Annotated in this window: 15 protein-coding genes; 6 read left to right on the forward strand and 9 right to left on the reverse strand. The window is 63.5% G+C overall.

The features are described 5' to 3' along the window. Positions 1–70 precede the first annotated feature (70 nt). Positions 71–1366, reverse strand: a complete 1296-nt coding sequence (locus NP503_RS21555) for a DUF445 domain-containing protein (RefSeq protein WP_127272245.1) — start codon at positions 1364–1366, stop codon at positions 71–73. Between the two features lie 275 nt (positions 1367–1641). Between NP503_RS21555 and rirA the strand changes: the two genes are divergently transcribed. Next, positions 1642–2103 (forward strand): iron-responsive transcriptional regulator RirA, encoded by a 462-nt coding sequence (gene rirA, locus NP503_RS21560; RefSeq protein ID WP_127267528.1) that lies wholly within the window; start codon positions 1642–1644, stop codon positions 2101–2103. 29 nt (positions 2104–2132) lie between these two features. On the opposite strand, the gene NP503_RS21565 is transcribed toward rirA, so the two are convergent. The 5 genes from NP503_RS21565 to hemP all read right to left on the reverse strand — a co-directional run bounded on the left by NP503_RS21565 (position 2133) and on the right by hemP (position 6354). Beyond that, positions 2133–2921, reverse strand: coding sequence for a heme ABC transporter ATP-binding protein (locus NP503_RS21565; RefSeq protein ID WP_127267527.1), 789 nt, complete (start codon positions 2919–2921; stop codon positions 2133–2135). 6 nt (positions 2922–2927) lie between these two features. Continuing rightward, positions 2928–4025 carry an iron ABC transporter permease gene (locus NP503_RS21570; RefSeq protein WP_127267526.1) on the reverse strand — a complete coding sequence of 366 codons (1098 nt, stop codon included), beginning with the start codon at positions 4023–4025 and terminating at the stop codon, positions 2928–2930. A gap of 11 nt (positions 4026–4036) precedes the next feature. Beyond that, positions 4037–4945 carry a hemin ABC transporter substrate-binding protein gene (locus NP503_RS21575; protein ID WP_127272244.1) on the reverse strand — a complete coding sequence of 303 codons (909 nt, stop codon included), beginning with the start codon at positions 4943–4945 and terminating at the stop codon, positions 4037–4039. A 10-nt stretch (positions 4946–4955) separates the two neighbouring features. Continuing rightward, positions 4956–6017 carry a hemin-degrading factor gene (locus NP503_RS21580; RefSeq protein ID WP_127272243.1) on the reverse strand — a complete coding sequence of 354 codons (1062 nt, stop codon included), beginning with the start codon at positions 6015–6017 and terminating at the stop codon, positions 4956–4958. Between the two features lie 124 nt (positions 6018–6141). Continuing rightward, the gene (gene hemP / locus NP503_RS21585; protein ID WP_127271521.1) at positions 6142–6354 is read right to left on the reverse strand and encodes a hemin uptake protein HemP; all 213 of its coding nucleotides are present in this window, start codon (positions 6352–6354) and stop codon (positions 6142–6144) included. 198 nt (positions 6355–6552) lie between these two features. On the opposite strand from hemP, the gene NP503_RS21590 reads away from it, so the two are divergent. From NP503_RS21590 to NP503_RS21605, 4 genes are all read left to right on the forward strand, one after another. Then, a complete protein-coding gene (locus tag NP503_RS21590; RefSeq protein WP_127272242.1) occupies positions 6553–8751 on the forward strand; it encodes a TonB-dependent hemoglobin/transferrin/lactoferrin family receptor in 2199 nt (732 codons plus the stop codon). A 5-nt stretch (positions 8752–8756) separates the two neighbouring features. Continuing rightward, positions 8757–9200 carry a hypothetical protein gene (locus NP503_RS21595; protein ID WP_023812248.1) on the forward strand — a complete coding sequence of 148 codons (444 nt, stop codon included), beginning with the start codon at positions 8757–8759 and terminating at the stop codon, positions 9198–9200. An 85-nt stretch (positions 9201–9285) separates the two neighbouring features. Beyond that, positions 9286–10290, forward strand: a complete 1005-nt coding sequence (locus NP503_RS21600; RefSeq protein WP_306255281.1) for a TonB family protein — start codon at positions 9286–9288, stop codon at positions 10288–10290. A gap of 60 nt (positions 10291–10350) precedes the next feature. After that, positions 10351–10665 (forward strand): antibiotic biosynthesis monooxygenase, encoded by a 315-nt coding sequence (locus NP503_RS21605; protein ID WP_027039045.1) that lies wholly within the window; start codon positions 10351–10353, stop codon positions 10663–10665. Between the two features lie 69 nt (positions 10666–10734). Here the strand turns inward: NP503_RS21605 and putA are convergent, their stop codons facing one another. Then, a complete protein-coding gene (gene putA, locus NP503_RS21610; protein ID WP_127328132.1) occupies positions 10735–14346 on the reverse strand; it encodes a bifunctional proline dehydrogenase/L-glutamate gamma-semialdehyde dehydrogenase PutA in 3612 nt (1203 codons plus the stop codon). Positions 14347–14509: 163 nt separating this feature from the next. Between putA and NP503_RS21615 the strand changes: the two genes are divergently transcribed. Further along, positions 14510–14962 carry an Lrp/AsnC family transcriptional regulator gene (locus tag NP503_RS21615; protein WP_127270518.1) on the forward strand — a complete coding sequence of 151 codons (453 nt, stop codon included), beginning with the start codon at positions 14510–14512 and terminating at the stop codon, positions 14960–14962. Between the two features lie 510 nt (positions 14963–15472). On the opposite strand, the gene NP503_RS21620 is transcribed toward NP503_RS21615, so the two are convergent. Both NP503_RS21620 and NP503_RS21625 read right to left on the reverse strand, forming a co-directional pair. After that, positions 15473–16672: a cytochrome-c peroxidase gene (locus NP503_RS21620; RefSeq protein WP_127272012.1), complete on the reverse strand. Its 1200-nt coding sequence runs from the start codon at positions 16670–16672 to the stop codon at positions 15473–15475. 7 nt (positions 16673–16679) lie between these two features. Continuing rightward, entirely contained in the window at positions 16680–17129 is a 450-nt protein-coding gene (locus NP503_RS21625) for a FixH family protein (RefSeq protein ID WP_027039042.1), read from the reverse strand. Between the last annotated feature and the right edge of the window lie 93 nt (positions 17130–17222).

Genomic DNA, 17222 nt, shown 5'->3' on the forward strand with positions numbered 1-17222 from the left:
CGGGAGAATAGCACTCGCATGCCGTGAGTCCATTCGGACACGGAGGAGTGAGCGCCAGTCTGGTCGCGCATCAATTCACGAGGAACAGCCGCTCGGCCACATAGAGCACGACACCGGCGAGCCCGCCGATGATCATGCCGTTGAAGCGGATATACTGTAGGTCCCGACCGATGTTCATCTCGATCAGCCGCGTCAGCTGCGCAAGATCCCAGCGCTTGACCTGGTCGGCGATGAATGTCGACACGCCGGCCTTCTGGCTCTCCACGAACGACGCCAGAGCCACCACGAACCCTTGGTTCATGTCGGCCCGGATCTGCGCATCGCCGGCAAGATGGCGACCGACCTCGACGAACATGTTGGCAAGATGCGCGCGGACAACCGAATTCGGCGCCTTGGCGTCCTGCTCGATGAACTGGCTGAGGCTTGCCCACATCTCGCCGGCCAACCCCTTGACCTCCGGCCGGGCCAGGAAGTCGCGCTTCAGCTTCTCGGCCCGTTTGGCGTATTGCTTCGATGTTCTCAGCTTCTCGACGAAGCCTTGGGCGAAGCGGTCGAATTCGGCGCGCATCGGGTGGTCGGGATCGGCCCTCACCTCGTCGAGAAGCGAGCCGGCCGAGGCGACGATCTTCTTCAGGAGATAGGCGTCGGCGCGGAACAGGTTGAACAGCGACGGCAGTTCCTCGCGGATCTTTTCGCGCATCGTCGCCAGCGCCTGTTCGTCATTGAGGAACCTGCCGATCACCTTGGTGAACTCGTCGAACAGTTTCTGGTGGCGGCGGTCGTCGGTAAGCGCTGACAACAGCTCGGCGGCCAGCGGCGCCAGCGGCACCTTTTCGATCTGTTCGAGCATGCGGCTGGTGACGAAGCCGCGCAGGCCGGACTGCTCGACAGCGGCCAGCGTCTGCGGCACCAGCCGCACGACGAAGCGCGACAGGCCGGCGGCGCGCTCCGTATCGGCCAGCCAGTCGGCGACGAGTGCCGAGAAATCGACCTCGGCGAGCTTTTCGCGCACCGGTTCAGGCGCCAGGAAGTTGACCTCGATGAAGCGACCGAGATTGTCGGCGATGCGGTTCTGGTTCTCCGGGATGATGGCCGTGTGCGGGATCGGCAGCCCCAGCGGCCGCCTGAACAGCGCCACCACCGCGTACCAGTCGGCCAGACCGCCGATGGTCGCGGCCTCGGCAAAGGCGGCGACGAAGCCGAGCCATGGATAGGTGCGCTCGAAGGATTTGGCGAGCGCAAACACCAGCACGCAAAGCGCCAGTGCGGCCGCCGCGAGGAATTTCGTCCGCCGCAACGCGGAAAGCTTGGCATCCGCCTCGGCATCGAAACGGACCGGCGCCAGGGGCGAAGCCGATTGTGACATGGGTGAGCCGCTCCTCGTCGATCTCAGCCTATTTAGTGTTCCGATGGCCGAAATACCCGCGACAGCGGGTTTCGCCCGGAACTTTCCCCGGCCGCGCACACAAAGTTGAGGAGAAAATTCATCTATCGGGCGAAGCTAGTCTGGAATTATTCCAAGGTATAGGCCATATTCCGCCGAGGCCAATGTGGCGAATCCGGAAATTCGGGTCAAAGCCATATCAGCAAAATTTCCAGATCTGGCGTGGTTGCACCGCACCAGTGCCTTGTGAGGACAAAATGCGGCTTACGCGCCAGACCAACTATGCCATGCGCATCTTGATGTATTGCGCGGCCAATGATGACCGATTGAGCCGCATCCCCGAGATCGCGGCCGCCTATTCGGTGTCGGAGCTTTTCCTGTTCAAGATCCTGCAGCCCCTGGTCGAGCACGGCCTCGTCCAGACCGTGCGCGGTAGGAATGGCGGCGTCAAGCTTGGCCGGGCGGCCGAAGCCATCAGCCTGTTCGATGTCGTGCGCGTGACGGAAGAGAGCTTCGCTATGGCCGAATGCTTCGAGAACGATGCCGCCGAATGCCCGCTCGTCGATAGCTGCGCGCTGAACTCGGCGCTGCGCGAGGCGCTGAACGCGTTCTTCGCCGTGCTGGAGCGCTATACGATCGCCGACCTCGTGGCGGCACGTCCAAATGTGCGCAACCTGCTCGGAATCGACATGCTGGAGCGCCGCGCACCAGCTGCCTGACCCAGCAGGGGCGCGGGCTAGATCTGCAATCAGGCCGCTGACTGAGGCAGAACGAACGGCATATTGCCGGCCGGCAGCACGCCGACCCTGAGCCGGCAGTCGAACACTTTTTCGATCAGGTCATCGCTCAGCACATCCCGCGGCGACCCGGTGGCGGCCAGCCGGCCGCGATGCATGACGAAGATCCGGTCGGCATACATGGCCGTCAGATTGAGGTCGTGCAGGATGGCGACCACGCCGCCGCCCCTTCTGGCGAAGTCGCGGGCAATGTTCATGATGATCAGCTGGTGCTTGATGTCGAGGCTGGAAACCGGCTCGTCGAGGAACAGAAAGCGCGGCTTGCCGTCGAGCACCGGTGCCCAGACCTGGCTCAGCACGCGTGCGAGCTGAACGCGCTGTTGCTCGCCGCCCGAAAGCTCCTGGTAGAAACGGCCGGCAAAGCCGTCGAGATCGACACGCGCCAGCGCCCGTTCCGGCAGCCGCGCATCCTCGCCCGGCAAGACGCCTGAGCGGCCGCCGACAAGGCCGAGCTTGACCACTTCCCGCACGGTGAACGGGAACGACAGCGTCGTCGCCTGCGGCAGCACCGCACGATGGACGGCCACCTCGACCGGCTTCATCGTCGAGAGATCTCGGCCGTTGAGGGCAACGCGCCCGGTGTAGGCGAGTTCGCCGGAAAGCGCTTTGAGGAAGGTCGTCTTGCCCGAACCATTGGGGCCGACGATGGCGGCGATCTCGCCGGGCCGCGCGTGGAAATCGATACCGCTGACGATAGGCTTGCCGGCGATATCAACCGAAACATCCTTGGCCTCGATCATCAAGCCTCACAAATCAACCACGCCGCGCTTGCGCAGCAGGATCCAAAGGAAAAACGGCGCGCCCGCTATCGCGGTGACGATGCCTATCGGCAGTTCGGCCGGCGCAACGATGGTGCGTGCGACCGCGTCGGCCAGAAGCAGCAGCGAGGCACCGAGCAGCGCCGACGCCGGCAGCAGATAGCGATTGTCCGGACCAATCAGCAGGCGCAGCAGATGCGGTACCACGATGCCGACGAAGCCGATGCCGCCGCTGACGGCGACGGATGCGCCGACCGCGGCAGAGACGCCGACGATGGCCGTGTATTTCAGCCGCTGCACCGGAATGCCGAGATGACCGGCGGTCGCCTCGCCAAGCGCCAGCGCGTTGAGGCCGCGTGCCAGGAACGGCATCGCCGCCAGCGCCAGCACGATGATCGGCCCTACCGACGCGATCTTCGCCCAGGTTGCGCCGCCGAGCGATCCGAGTTGCCAGAAGGTCAGGTCGCGCAACTGGCGATCGTCGGCCATGAAGATAAGAATGCCGGTCAGCGCCATGGCGAGCGCCGCCAGCGCGATGCCGGCAAGCAGCATTGTGGCAACCGAGGTTTGCCCCCGCCGCGTCGCGACCTGGTAAAGCACCAGCGTGGTGGCGAGCCCGCCACAGAAGGCCGCCAGCGGCAGTGCAAGCGTGCCGAGCAAGGCGGTCACCGGAGCCAATATCGTGGCGCCGAGCACGATGACGGCAACCGCGCCGAGGCTGGAGCCGGCCGAGACGCCGATCAGGCCGGGGTCGGCCAGCGGATTGCGGAACAGTCCCTGCATGACCGCGCCGGAGACCGCGAGCGCCGCGCCGACCAGCATGCCGAGGATGATGCGCGGCAGGCGGATGTCATAGACGATCAGGCTGTCGCGGGCGCTCACTGCGGCGTCATCAGGCACTGTGCCGAACAGCCAGCCCCCGATGACGTTGACGGCCGAAGCGTCCGAAGCCCCCGATGTCAGCGACAGAAAAACGGCAGCCGCGAGCCCCAGGCACAGCAGCAGAATGACGATGCGGGCGCGGCCCGACCTGTCGCCTTCGGATACGCTTGCCATCACCGGGCCGGCGATCGATTGATCGACCATGATCCGCCCGTTCAGTCCGTGACCTGCCCGCCATAAAGCGAGACAGCGAGGTCGTGGATGGCATCGGCCGTGCGTGGCCCGAAGCCGAGCAGATAGGCACCGTCGATGCGGATCAGCTTGCGCGCCTTTCCGGCCGGCGTCGAGGCGATCGACGGATTGCCGAACAGTTCGTCATCCGAGACCGGAGGCCCGGCATTGCTCATCATCAGGATCACGTCCGGTCTGGCGGTTATGATCGCCTCGTCGGACATTTGCTTGTAGCCGGAGAAGCCCTCGACCGCGTTGACGCCGCCAGCCAGCTTGACCATACCGTCCGCCGCGGTCTCGCTGCCGGCCGCCAGGATCTTGCCGCCCTGTATCGACAGCACGAACAGGATGCGCTTGCGTTCCTTGATCGACGTCGTTTGCCCTTCGGCGGCCGTGAGCTTGGCATCGAGCTCCCCGGCGAGCACCTCTGCCTTGGCGTCGACGCCGAGCGCCTTGCCGACGATACGGACCTTTTCGAGGATGCCTTCGTGGCTATAGTGCTCGGGCACTTCGATGAACGGGACGCTCGTCTTCTTCAAGACGTCGACGGCTTCCTTGGGACCGCTGCCATGCAACGCCAGGATGCCGGTCGGGTTGACCGAGAGCACGCCTTCCGGTGACAGCGCACGCATATAGCCGACATCGGGCAGCTCAAGCGCCGCCTTTGGGTACCGGCTGGTGGAATCGCGAGCCACCAGATGCTTTTCCTCGCCGAGCGCATAGACGATCTCGGTGATCGAGCCGCCAACGGCCACGATTTTCGAAGGATCGGCAAACACGGCCGTGCCTTCCATGGCGCTGGCGGATTGCAGTGCGATAACAGCCATGGAGAGACCGATCACCGGCCGGAAAATAGATCCGCGCACGGTCGACAATCTTGGGAAAAAACGCATCGCATTTTCCTCAGGCTGCGGTCGGGCTTGGGATGCGCGGCAGGTTTTCCGCCAGGAAGCGCCAGTCATCCCGCTCGCTTTCGCCTTCATGACGCTTGCCGAAGAACTGGATGAACATCTTGCCGTCGGAATCATAGACCTCAAGCGAGGTGACATGACCGTCCTTGGTCGGCTTGCGCACCGCCCAGACCTCCTGGATGTGGTCGGTGCGCAAATGCAGGTGGAAGGTTTCGTCCAGCACGTTGATCCATGGCCCCATCGGCTTGATCGACTTGATCGGACCGGAATGGATCTGGATGCAGCCGCGGTTTCCCACAAAGCACATGATCGGCATCTCGCCCTCCGCAGCGTGATGAAACATGGCACGGACGGCATCATTGTCGAGCTGCCAGGCATAGTCTTGCCCGACCAGGCGCACCGCCTGCCGGCGGCTGAGCTTCAGCGTCTTCAGCATGCCGAAGAACTGGTGCACATCGGTCAGCCGGCTCCAGCGGTCGCGCAGATCGTCGAGATTGGCGGCCGCTTCGTCGCCATGGCTCTCGTCATCGGGGAGTGGTCCCGAAATGTCGACGGTCGGCTCCTGATTGGACGATTCGAGCGCGGCAACCAGCTTCTGATAGGCATAGAGGCTGGAGGCCGGACGCAAATGCACCTTGTGCACGGCCTCGCCCGCCGCATCGAAAAACTGCAGGCTGCGGCGGATTTCGTCGCCGTCTCGCTTCTCGACGGCAAAGCCGTGTGCCCAGACCTTCGGGAAGATGCGCAGGTCGATGTTTTCGCCAAGCACCATGGCATTGTGGTTGCCGGTGACGACCTTGTCATAGACGCCGATCTTTTCGTGCACCGCGCTCTCATTGCGGGTCAGCGCCATGACCTCGCCGACGGCCTCGAGGCCGGTCAGAAGATCGTTGACGCGCGGCTCGATGCGCACGACGCCGTCGCCGCAATGCGCGGCGACCAGTTCGGCTTCCGAAATGCCGAGCTGGGCAGCCAGATCACGCTCGCGCGTCTTCGGATTGTCTGTCCGTGCCCGCCGGATTTCATGCGGGGCGGGTTTTACGCGCTGATCCATGTTTCGTCCCTGCTGCCTAGAGCAATTCCGGGAAAAGTGTGAAACGGTTTTCCGTCCGGAATTGCGTTAAAACAAAGAGCTAGAGCGGTTCGGCGTTTCCGAGAAACGGTGAACCGCTCTAGCCTTACTTGTTGAGAATGAGCTTGCCCTGACGGGTGATCTTCAGCCGGTAGAGCGCACCGTGATGCTCGATGCCGATCTCGTGCTCGCCCTGGAACAGAGTGTTGCTGGACAGGGTTCGCACCGCCAGCGGAACCCGGTCGAAACGGGTGGGGGCCGAGGCATCGTCGGAACGGCGGACGCGATAGCGAAAATCGTTGGGATTGTGGGTGTTCATCTCTGTCGATCCCTTTCCTGTGCCGGGCGTCTGGCTAGGCGTTGCGTAATCCGATTCATTTCTTGACTTGAATAATCATGTTTACTAGTCAGTGCAATACCGGATTAAATGAGTCAACATTTAAGACGCCGGAGACGATCAAAAATGCCAGCCAGCCCCGGGCCAGCCAGCATGAAACCTGGACTTTGGAGTTGGGGCATGGGGTTGGTGACTTGGGAATGGCGTGGCCGGTCGGCGGCGAACGGCGCGGCGGCATTGTTGGCAAGCGTGGCGGCTATCGCCTTGTCGGCGCAATTGGCTAACGCCCAGCAAGCGGCGCAGCCGACAGAGCAAACGAAGAAGGCTGAAGAAGAAAACGCCGCACCAGCGGGAGCAACGCTGCTCGACAAGATCCTCGTCATCAGCCGCACCGGCGAGACGGCGATCGAATCGCTGGCATCGACCAGCCATGTCGGCCAGGAACAGCTCGACCGCCGCATGGCGACGACGCCGAATGAGATGCTGCTTGGCGTGCCCGGTGTCGCGGCGCAGGCCGACGCCAGACGCGTCAGCACCAGTATCAACATCCGAGGCTTGCAGGATTTTGGTCGCGTCGCGGTCATCGTCGACGGCGCCCGTCAGAACTTCCAGCGTTCCGACCACGGCACGCAGTCGACCTTCTACATCGACCCCGAACTCGTTAAATCCGTGGATGTTATCCGTGGTCCTGTCGCCAACACCTATGGCTCAGGCGCCATCGGCGGCGTCGTCTTCTTCGACACCAAGGACGCCGGGGATTTCCTTAAGCCGGAAGAAACATGGGCCGGCTCCGTCACGGGACGCTATGAGAGCAACGGCAAAGGCTGGACAACAAGCGCATCCGGTGCCTACCGCCTCAACGAGAACTGGGACGTGCTCGGCAACATCGTCTACCGCAACTATGACGACTACAAGGATGGCGGTGGCGACACCGTCAAGGGCACCGGCTTCGATGTGCTTAGCGGCCTGCTCAAGACCACCATCCGGCCGACCGACAACAGTGAGCTGAAGCTCGGCTGGGTCGGCTCAAGCGACGGCTGGAACGAGATCAGCGGCGGCGTGCCGGTCAATGACGTCGACCTGAAGTCGAACACCTTCACCGCCCGCTACAACATTACGGATGAGGACAAGAGCTGGCTCGATCTCCATATCAACACCTCCTACAACAAGACCAATCTCGATCTGACCAGCCTCGTGCCTCTCAACCGGTTTGACCCGAGCACCGGCCTTCCAGTTGTTTTGCCGGCTGGCTCGACATCGAGATTCGACATCGGCACGACCAGCATCGACATTTGGAACACGTCCAGATTCGAGACTGCGGGAATCGCGCACGAACTGACCTATGGCGGCGACTGGGCCGGCGATAAAGTCGAGACCGGCGGCACGGCCGGTGGCGACAGCTTCTATACGCCTTCCGGCAAGCGGAACGTCTCCGGCGCCTATGTCCAGGACAAGCTCACCTGGGAGTGGCTCGAAGTCATCGCCGGGCTGCGTTACGACAATTACAGCCTCAAGGATGACACCCACGAAACGTCGGGGGACCGGTTGTCGCCGCGCATCACCGTCGGCGTCTCGCCTTTCGACAGCGCCAGCCTTGCCGGCCTGCAATTCTACGGCACCTATGCGGAAGGATACCGGTCACCCTCCCTGTCGGAAACACTGATCAGCGGTCGCCATCCGGCAGGTGTCACCTTCCCGTTCCTGCCCAATCCCAATCTGCGGCCGGAAACCGGAAAGACCGTCGAATTCGGCGTCAACTACAAGCAGGATGACATCCTCGAAGCCGGCGATGCGCTGCGCATCAAGGCAGCCTATTTCAACAACGATGTCGAAGACTACATCGATGGCGTTACCCTGTCGCGGTTTGACCCGACAGCCGGCTGCCCGAGCGGACCCGGTATCCCGATATGCTTCCAGTACCAGAATTTTGCCAAGGCCAAGATCGACGGCTTCGAACTTGAGGGCGTCTATGATGCCGGATGGGGCTATGCCGGGCTCTCGGCCTCAATCACCAATGGTCATACCATTTCCTACAAGGACGTTCGGGCCGACCTGCTGACCATCCCCTCATCCCAGGTCACCGCGCAGCTCGGCTTGCGCTTCCTCGAGGACAAGCTGACCGTGGGCGGCGAAGTGCAATACAATGGCAAGCCCAAGGGCAATCCGATCGCCGAGGACTACACGCTGGTCAATGCTTTTGCCAGCTACCAGGCGACGGACAATTTGAAGATTGATTTCCGCGCCGACAATCTGTTCGATGTAAAATACGCCAACCCGCTCAACCTGACCACGGCCGGCCAGCCGCCGCAGCCGGTTTTCGCGGCTTACGAGCCCGGCGTCACCCTGAAGCTGGCGGCGACGATGCGATTTGGAGGCTGATGACCATGACGAGCTTGATGACATCCCTTCGTCTGCTGACCTCGATGCTGGCGATGTCGCTTGCGATGGTTCCGGCATGGGCACAAGAGTCCGCGCCGGTCCCTGCGCTGACCCTTGAACTCAACGGTGCGCAACCTTCCGACAAGGGTTGCCGCCTGACGTTCGTGGTCAACAACAATCTCGGCGCCGACCTGTCCAAGGCGGCGTTCGAGATCGCCCTGTTCAACGAGGCCGGCGTCGTCGACCGGCTGACCGTGCTCGACTTCAAGGAATTGCCGGCAGGCAAGACCAAGGTGACGCGTTTCGATCTGGCCGGCACCGAGTGCTCGAAAGTCAGCCGCGTGCTGATCAACAGCGCGACCGAATGCACCGGTACCGGCGTCGAACCGAACGCCTGCATGCGAAAGCTGAAGACGGACACCAAGACCGGGATCGCTTTCGGAGTCTGAGGTGGGGCTGCATCATGCATTCCCGCGAAACACCGTAGTGCAGCCTCTGGCCGGCGATAGCAGACTGCCGGCGAACGATCTTGATTTGACAACTCTACTCTTGTCGCTGCAGGTCTCGCGGCGAGACATGCAGGACATCAATCCCCTCCCCGAGGCCGGCGCCGAGCTGACCATAGAGCCAACCGAGCCGCTCGCGCTGCCGCGGCCATCGGCCTGGAGCCGCAAATGGACGGCGGCGATCGTCGTCTCCTGCCTGCTCCATGTCGCGGTGGCGGCGGCCTTTCTGATCTCCCCTACGGGGATTTCCAGTTTCCAGGACGCCGAGCAGCCGGAAGGTAGTGAACAGTCGGGCAGCAACGTGGCCGGCAGCGCGCTGGACAAGGACCCGGCGGCAATAAACGTTGCACTGGTGCCCAGCCCGCAACCGGCCAAACCACAGCCGGCAACGCCGCCCAAGCCGTCGCCGCCAACGGAGCCTTCTCGGCCAGCCAAGGAAGCGGCAACGACCAAGCCGGAACCTGTCAAACAGCAGACGGTTGCCCCAGACATATTGGTGGCCGGTGTCCCACGCCCCGATGGCCAGAGCGTGGCTCCCAAGACCGAAACGCCGGCGCAGCTGACCGTTCAGCCTGAGAGCACGGAAGCGCCTGTCGCCGTTCCGGAGCGGCCTCCGATCCCTAGAGCCAGGCCAACTCCGGCAGCTGCCCCTTCAAAGATGGCGGATGAGAAGCGCGGCACGGCGGATGGCGAGGACCGGTCGGCGCAAGCAGCCAGCAAGGGCAAAAGGCAAAAAGAGGCAGGCACGGCCGCGGAAGACAACTACCGCGGCGATGTTTTTAGAAAGCTCGGCAGCGTCAATCGCACCCTCCCGCCTTCCCTACAGCTGGCGGCACGCAACAATGCGGTTGTCACATTCGTCATAGGCAGGAAGGGCAACATAAACGAGTTGCGCATTCTGGAAACCTCAGGATCGGCGGCTTTCGATCAGGCAGCGCTTGGCATTGTCCGCAAGGCAGCCCCCTTCCCTCCGATTCCACCGCAGGCAGCAAGCGCAAATTTGGAGTTCGAGACCGAAATCGGCCCATTTTGAATGTGCGCAGAACAAACGCTGCAGCCGCCAATCATCAACATCCGCACGAAAGGAACCGCCATGTACATCGCAATGAACCGCTTCAAGGTGCAGACCGGCTCGGAGAACGACTTCGAAGCCGTCTGGAAGAACCGCGATTCCAGCCTTGCTGAGATGAAGGGGTTTAGGGAATTCCATCTGCTGCGCGGCCCGGTCAACGAGACCGAAGGCTACACGCTTTTCGCGTCGCACACGGTGTGGGCCAGCCACGACGATTTTATCGCCTGGACCAAGTCCGAGAATTTCCGCGCCGCCCACAGGAATGTCGGCACGACAAAGGTCCACTATCTCGGCCACCCCCAGTTCGAGGGTTTTTCGGTCGTCGAAGGCGCGTAATGCATGTCGTCCAAAAGTGGTCCCGGTTTTGGGACAACGACATGCATAAAAACAAAAGTTGACCGGGGGTCAGGCCCCGGCCAGCAAGCTCGCATTGCCGCCCGCGGCGGTGGTGTCGACGCAGACCGCCCGTTCATGCGCATAAGCCGCCGGGTTGAGCACCTCCGTGACCAGCGGCACGATCGGGCCGGAGCGGTCGGCGATGACCTTGCGCACGATGCGCGCGGCCTCGGACGTGCCTGAAAAAGCGACGACGTCGACGCGTAGCGCGCGCGCCTCGACCGGATCCGGCCGGCCGTCGATGGCGGCCAGCGGCAGGCCCTTGCCGGTCAACGCGGAAAGGGCTGCCGGTGCACCTAGCGCAACGGCCAGCACGGCATTGCCGGCGGCGAGCGCCTGGATCGTCTGCGCCAGCAGCGTATCGCCGTCAGGACCAAGGCACAGCACCCGTCCGCGTGGCGACAGCGACAGCGTGTTGGCCTCGCCGGTCGGCCCGGGCAGGTCGACCTGGCCGAAATCGATGCCGGCGGCCGCACCAATGGCCGCAGCACCCTTGCCGCGCAGATGCTTCCTCAGAATGGCGATCCGGTCGGGCCGCGTCGACCAGCCGCCAAGTGCGGGATCCGGCAGATTGTCGGCAAGTTCGGTCGCCGTGACCTTGTGGCCATCCTGCACATGGGTGCCAGCCTCCGGCCCCTTGCGGAAGCGGCGGAGGTAGTGCGGGCCGCCGGCCTTCGGACCGGTGCCTGAAAGCCCCTCGCCGCCAAACGGCTGCGAACCGACGACGGCGCCGATCTGGTTGCGGTTGACATAGATGTTGCCGGCGTGGATGCCGTCGACGAAATGCTGCACGCGGCCCTCGATCCGGGTGTGCAGCCCGAAGGTCAGGCCGTAGCCCTTGCGGTTGATGGCGGCGATGACCGCGTCGATCTCGTCGGCGTCGAAACTGGCGACATGCAGCACCGGCCCGAACACCTCGCGCTCCATATCCTCGATACCCTTGACGCGGAAGACGTGGGGCGCGACGAAGCGACCTTCCTTCGGCGCTTCGAGCTTGGCGATCAGCCGGCCCTGCAGGCCCATCTTCGTGCAGTACTCGCGGATCGAGGTCTGTGCCTCGTCGTCGATGACCGGGCCGACATCGGTCGAAATCCGCCAGGGATCGCCGACATTGAGCGCCTCCATGGCGCCCTTCAGCATCTCCAGCATCTTCTTCTCGACGTCCTTCTGCACGTAGAGCACGCGCAGCGCCGAGCAGCGCTGGCCGGCACTCTGGAAGGCCGAGGCCAGGATATCGCGCACCGCTTGTTCGGGCAGCGCGGTGGAATCGACGATCATCGCGTTAAGGCCGCCGGTCTCGGCGATCAGCATGGCGTCGGGCTCGGCCGTCTCGGCCAGCTGCTTCTCGATCAGCTTGGCAACCTCGGTCGAGCCGGTGAAGCATACGCCGGCAATGCGCGGGTCAGCGGTCAGCGGGCCACCGACCGACGGGCCGTCGCCGGGCAGGAGCTGGATGACATCTTCCGGCACGCCGGCCTCGCGCAGCAATTCGACGGCGCGGAAGGCGATCAGCGGCGTCTGCTCGGCCGGCTTGGCGATGACCGAATTGCCGGTGACGAGCGCGGCCGCGATCTGGCCGGTGAAGATGGCGAGCGGAAAATTCCACGGTGAAATGCAGACGATGGCGCCGCGCGCTTGCGTGCCCGCCTCCGCATTGGCCGCCTCGGTGGCGTAGTAGCGCAGGAAGTCGACGGCCTCGCGCACTTCGGCGACGCCGTCGGCCAGCGATTTGCCGGCCTCGCGGGTGGCGAGTGCAAAGAACTCGACCGCATTCGCCTCATAGATATCGGCGGCACGATTGAGGATGGCAGCGCGCTCGGCAACGGGACGTTTTGCCCAGGCCGGCTGCGCTTCCACCGCAAAGCGCACGGCGGTCGCGACTTGCTTTGCGGCGGCTTCGCTGACCGTGCCGACCACTTCGGAAGGCTTTGCCGGGTTGACGATCGGACGCTGCTTGCCGTAGCCGGCGGCACGGGTGATCGGCTTGGCATGCCAACGATCCGGCCCAGCGAAGGCCGCCCTGGCCTTGTCGATCGCCGCCAGCGTCACCGTGTCGGTGATGTCGAATCCTTTCGAATTGCGTCGCCCGACCCCAAAAATCTGGGAAGGCCGGGCAATCGCCGGATTGGCGGCCGGACCCTGGCTCTCGACCGTTTCGAGCGGATCGCGCGCAATGTCCTCCGGCTCGACGTCCTCGTCGGTCAGTTGGTGTACGAAGGAGGAATTGGCGCCATTCTCCAGCAACCGGCGGACCAGATAGGCCAGCAGATCGGAATGCGCACCGACCGGTGCATAGATGCGGCAGGGCGTGCCTTCGGACCGGCGCACCGTCTCGTGCAGCGCCTCGCCCATGCCGTGCAGGCGCTGGAACTCGAAGGAATCGCGATTGTCCGCCATCGCCAAGATGGCGGCGACGGTGTGGGCATTGTGGGTGGCGAATTGCGGATAGATGCGGTCGGTCATCGACAAAAGCTTCTTCGCGCAAGCCATGTAGGAAACGTCGGTGTTGGTCTTGCGGGTGAAGACTGGATAGCCTGACAGTCCGAGCGTCTGCGCGCGCTTGATCTCGGTGTCCCAATAGGCACCCTTGACCAGCCGCACCATGATGTTGCGGTCGTATTTCCTGGCCAGCGCATAGAGCCAATCGATGGCGAAGGCCGCGCGTGGCCCATACGCTTGCACCACCACGCCAAAGCCGTTCCAACCGGCGAGCTCCGGCTCGGCCAGCACCCGCTCGATGACGTCGAGCGACAGATCGAGGCGGTCGGCCTCCTCGGCATCGATGTTGAGGCCCATGCGCGAATGGCGCGCGGCCAGCGCCAGCGACAGGAGCCGGTCTGCCATCACAGGCAGCATCTCGTCTTTCTGCGCCACCTCGTAGCGCGGATGCAGCGCCGAAAGCTTGACCGAGATGCCGTGGTTCTGCCTGATGTCAGGACCGTTGGAGCCGGAATCGAGCGACGAAATCGCGTCGGCATAGGCCTTGTGATAGCGCAAGGCGTCGGCCTCGGTGCGGGCTGCCTCGCCCAGCATGTCGAAGGAGTAGAGATAGCCCTTCTGCGTCATCGGCCGGCCTCGCTTGACGGCTTCCGTGATGGTGCGGCCGAGCACGAACTGCTCGCCCATCTCGCGCATGGCGGCGGCCACCGCCTTGCGGATGACCGGCTCGCCGAGCCGCCGCACCATAGAACGCAGCGTGCCCTCGATGCCGCCCTCGCCCTCATCGAGGACGCGGCCGGTCAGCATCAGCGCCCAGGTCGAGGCATTGACGAAGATGGAGCTTGAACCGCCCGAATGCGCCGACCAGTCGTGCGGCGCGATCTTGTCGGCGATGAGGTCGTCCATCGTTTCGGTGTCAGGCACACGCAACAGCGCCTCGGCCAGGCACATCAGCGCCACGCCTTCCTTGGTGGAGAGACCATAGGCCGAGAGGAAGACTTCCATCAGCCGAGGATCCGACGAGCCGCGCACCGCCCGCACCAGATCGGCGGCCCGTGCCGAGATCGCCTTGCGGTCTTTCACTGAAAGGCCCGTCGTCTCGGCCAGTCGCTTCACGGCCTCGTCTTCGTCGGGCAGGTAGTTGGCGCGGATCTGCTGGCGGATGGCATCAAGCGCTGGCATGGCGGTCCCGTGGATCGAGCAAAGGGGATCGGGCCGGCGGTCACCGGACCGAATGGCGCAAGCTAGCACAAGTGTGAATTTTCAGTCGGTCCGAAGAAATCGACATTGCAGGTCATTCGATTTATCCTGGCAGCTCAGACTTGACATATGGACTGCATTTTCGATGATAGAAGACCAATTGGACCGCATCGACAGGAACATCCTGTCGGCGCTGGCAAGCGATGGCCGGCTTTCCATGTCGGAACTGGCGGCAAAGGTCGGCCTGTCGAAGACGCCGGTGCAGGCGCGGGTGAAGCGGCTGGAAAAGGACGGCTATATCAGAGGCTACCAGGCGATCATCGACCGCGAGCGCATGGGCGAAGGCCATGTCGCTTTCGTCCAGGTGAAATTGTCCGACACCCGATCCGCCGCGCTCGATGCCTTCAACCGATCCGTGCAGGCCGTGCCGGAGATCGAGCAGTGCCACATGATGGCGTCGAGCTTCGACTATTTGCTGAAGGTGCGCACCCGGGATATCGCCGCCTATCGCCGCGTCCTCGGCGAGCGCATCTCAGCCCTGCCCCACGTCGCCCAGACTTCGACCTTCGTGGCCATGGAGACGGTCAAGGATCGGTAGAGCGTAGGGATGGCTGAAGCCTCCCCAACTTCGTCATCCCTGGGCGAAGCAGGAGCGAAGCTCCGTCGCGGAGACCCTGGGATCCATGCCGCGACCTCGGCCGAAGAATGCAGCGGAGCAGAATTCCGCACCGCAGCAGCGCTTCCGAGTCCCGGCATGGATCCTGGGGTCTGCGCCGCGTCGCTTCGCTCCTTGCTACGCCCCAGGATGACGAAGCGATGGATGTTTGCGCCAATCGCCGAAGCATGCGGTCCGTGCTTAAGGAATTAGGCGCTCAGCGGTCGCCCCACGACTTTGGCTTCCTGTTTCTCGCACCGAGCCTTGATCGAAGCCTCTGCGATTGCGAATTCTTCTTCCAATGCCTCATATTGGGCAGCGAATTTTGAATCCTTGAACCATTCCTTGGCGGCTTTCCTCGACGGGAATCATACTCCGGCTCATAGAACCTCCTTTGCTCGCTTCAGCACCAACTCGCCTCGCTTCGCTCAACTATTCCTATCGCCGGCAACCTCACTCCGCCAGCGTCTTCAGGAACGCCACCAGCGCTCCGCGCTCGCGATCCGACAACTCCAGCGGGTGAACCTCTGATACCCCTTCGACGCTGGGGGCAGCCTTGGCGTAGTGCGCCACCACCTCGTCGAGCGACGAAAACTGCCCGGTATGCATATAGGGCGGCCGCGTTGCCGCTCCGCGCAGCGATGGCGTCTTGTAGGCGCGAACGAGTTCGGGCGCATCCTTGACCATGAAGCGCAACTCGCCGCAGGCGCTGGCGTCGCCATCGCGATAGGCGCCGAAGCAGTTGAACGGGTCCGCCTCGACTTGGTGCACGGCATCGATACGGCCGCGATCCGGCGGCAGGCCCGCAACGGATGGCACGCCGGTGTTGTGGAAGCTGTTGTCGGTGAAGCGCGGGCCGTTGTGACAGGTCACGCAATTGGCCTTGCCGATGAACAGTTTAAGCCCAAGGATTTCTTGTTTGGAAAAGACAGCATCGCCCTTCGGCTCGGCACCGGTGGCGAGGTCCAGCGCAAAGCGGTCGAAGCGCGTTGGCGCCGGCGCGATCGAGCGTTCGAAGGCGGCAATCGCCTTGCCTAGATTGGCAAAGACGCCGTTGATAGCGTCACGCTGCGGGCCGCTCATGGCATTCCAGGCCGCCCTCTCGACATCGTTTCCAAGCGGGCTGGCATCCAACGGCATGCCGGAAAGGTCGGGCAGCGGCCCGAAGATGCGCTCATAGCGTTCGCCGAAGCGCGCTTTGATGTAATGCGCGTAGGCGGTGCGGTTTCCCGCCTGCTCCAGCGGGTTTTCGAGCGGCGTCAGCGCTTGCGCCCACAGGCTGTCGCGGCGGCCATCCCAGAAGAACCAGGGATCGCGCGCGACGCCGGCCAGTGGCATGGTGCGCCGGCTGGTACGGCCGACCCCGACCGCCTGCGGCAGGTCGTCCTGGAACTGGCGGTCGATCTTGTGGCATGTCGAACAGGATATCGACCCGTCACCGCTCATGCCCTGGTCGAAGAACAGCGTCGAGCCGAGTGCGGCAGCCGCCGGCACGTCGGCAAAACGATTGGTGGTGTCGGGCTTGAGCGCCGGCAGCGACGACAGCGCCAGCGAGGCGATGGTCGTCTTTTCGGCGTCGGAAAAATCCGGCTTCGTGCAACCGGCAAGGACAACGGCCAGCATCAGCGCCAGAAAACGCGAAAGCCGCCTCATGTCCTGCTCACAGCACCACGTTGAAGAGCACCGTGTCGGAGCCGGCGGTGGCCGAGATGGCGAAATGCAACTGCCACCAGCCGCTCATGGTGAATTTCACTCCTTCGATTCGATAACGCCCGTCGCCGAGATAGTCGGTCGCCTGCGGGCTGGTCGGCAGGCCGTGACTGTGCAGTGGCATGCCGCCCGAAATCGCGATCGCGGCACCTTCCACCGGAACTCCTGCCTTTGTCTTCAAGGTCAGCAGCCAGGATTGCAGTTCGCCCTGCCGTACGACACCCCGCTCCGGCGCGAAGCTGGCCACGAACAGCGCGTTGGCGGTGTTCTTCGTCCGCGAGACATCCGGGCCGGCAGGCAGCGACGACCGCGGCGCCGTCAGGAAGACGACCGCGAGAATGCCGACCAGCAAGGCAGCCAGACCAAGACCCGCCAGAAGATAACGCCATATCGATGCCAAACCGGTTCCTCTTCCGCAGACAACGCTCTGCCGGACGGATCGCATCCCGCCAGCCTGTGGGAAAACGCTGTGACGGAAAAAACCCTGCTTGCC

It is taken from the genome of Mesorhizobium sp. SEMIA396 (genome assembly GCF_024518615.1).
In the GTDB taxonomy this organism is placed as follows: Bacteria; Pseudomonadota; Alphaproteobacteria; order Rhizobiales; family Rhizobiaceae; genus Mesorhizobium.

Coding starts and splice junctions, on each gene's coding strand:
- putA (WP_127328132.1), bottom strand. CDS start 14,346: ATGCCAGCGCTTGATGCCATCCGCCAGCAGATCCGCGCCAACTACCTG.
- NP503_RS21555 (WP_127272245.1), bottom strand. CDS start 1,366: ATGTCACAATCGGCTTCGCCCCTGGCGCCGGTCCGTTTCGATGCCGAG.
- NP503_RS21590 (WP_127272242.1), top strand. CDS start 6,553: ATGGGGTTGGTGACTTGGGAATGGCGTGGCCGGTCGGCGGCGAACGGC.
- hemP (WP_127271521.1), bottom strand. CDS start 6,354: ATGAACACCCACAATCCCAACGATTTTCGCTATCGCGTCCGCCGTTCC.
- NP503_RS21595 (WP_023812248.1), top strand. CDS start 8,757: ATGACGAGCTTGATGACATCCCTTCGTCTGCTGACCTCGATGCTGGCG.
- NP503_RS21570 (WP_127267526.1), bottom strand. CDS start 4,025: ATGGTCGATCAATCGATCGCCGGCCCGGTGATGGCAAGCGTATCCGAA.
- NP503_RS21575 (WP_127272244.1), bottom strand. CDS start 4,945: ATGCGTTTTTTCCCAAGATTGTCGACCGTGCGCGGATCTATTTTCCGG.
- NP503_RS21615 (WP_127270518.1), top strand. CDS start 14,510: ATGATAGAAGACCAATTGGACCGCATCGACAGGAACATCCTGTCGGCG.
- NP503_RS21565 (WP_127267527.1), bottom strand. CDS start 2,921: ATGATCGAGGCCAAGGATGTTTCGGTTGATATCGCCGGCAAGCCTATC.
- NP503_RS21580 (WP_127272243.1), bottom strand. CDS start 6,017: ATGGATCAGCGCGTAAAACCCGCCCCGCATGAAATCCGGCGGGCACGG.
- NP503_RS21605 (WP_027039045.1), top strand. CDS start 10,351: ATGTACATCGCAATGAACCGCTTCAAGGTGCAGACCGGCTCGGAGAAC.
- rirA (WP_127267528.1), top strand. CDS start 1,642: ATGCGGCTTACGCGCCAGACCAACTATGCCATGCGCATCTTGATGTAT.
- NP503_RS21620 (WP_127272012.1), bottom strand. CDS start 16,672: ATGAGGCGGCTTTCGCGTTTTCTGGCGCTGATGCTGGCCGTTGTCCTT.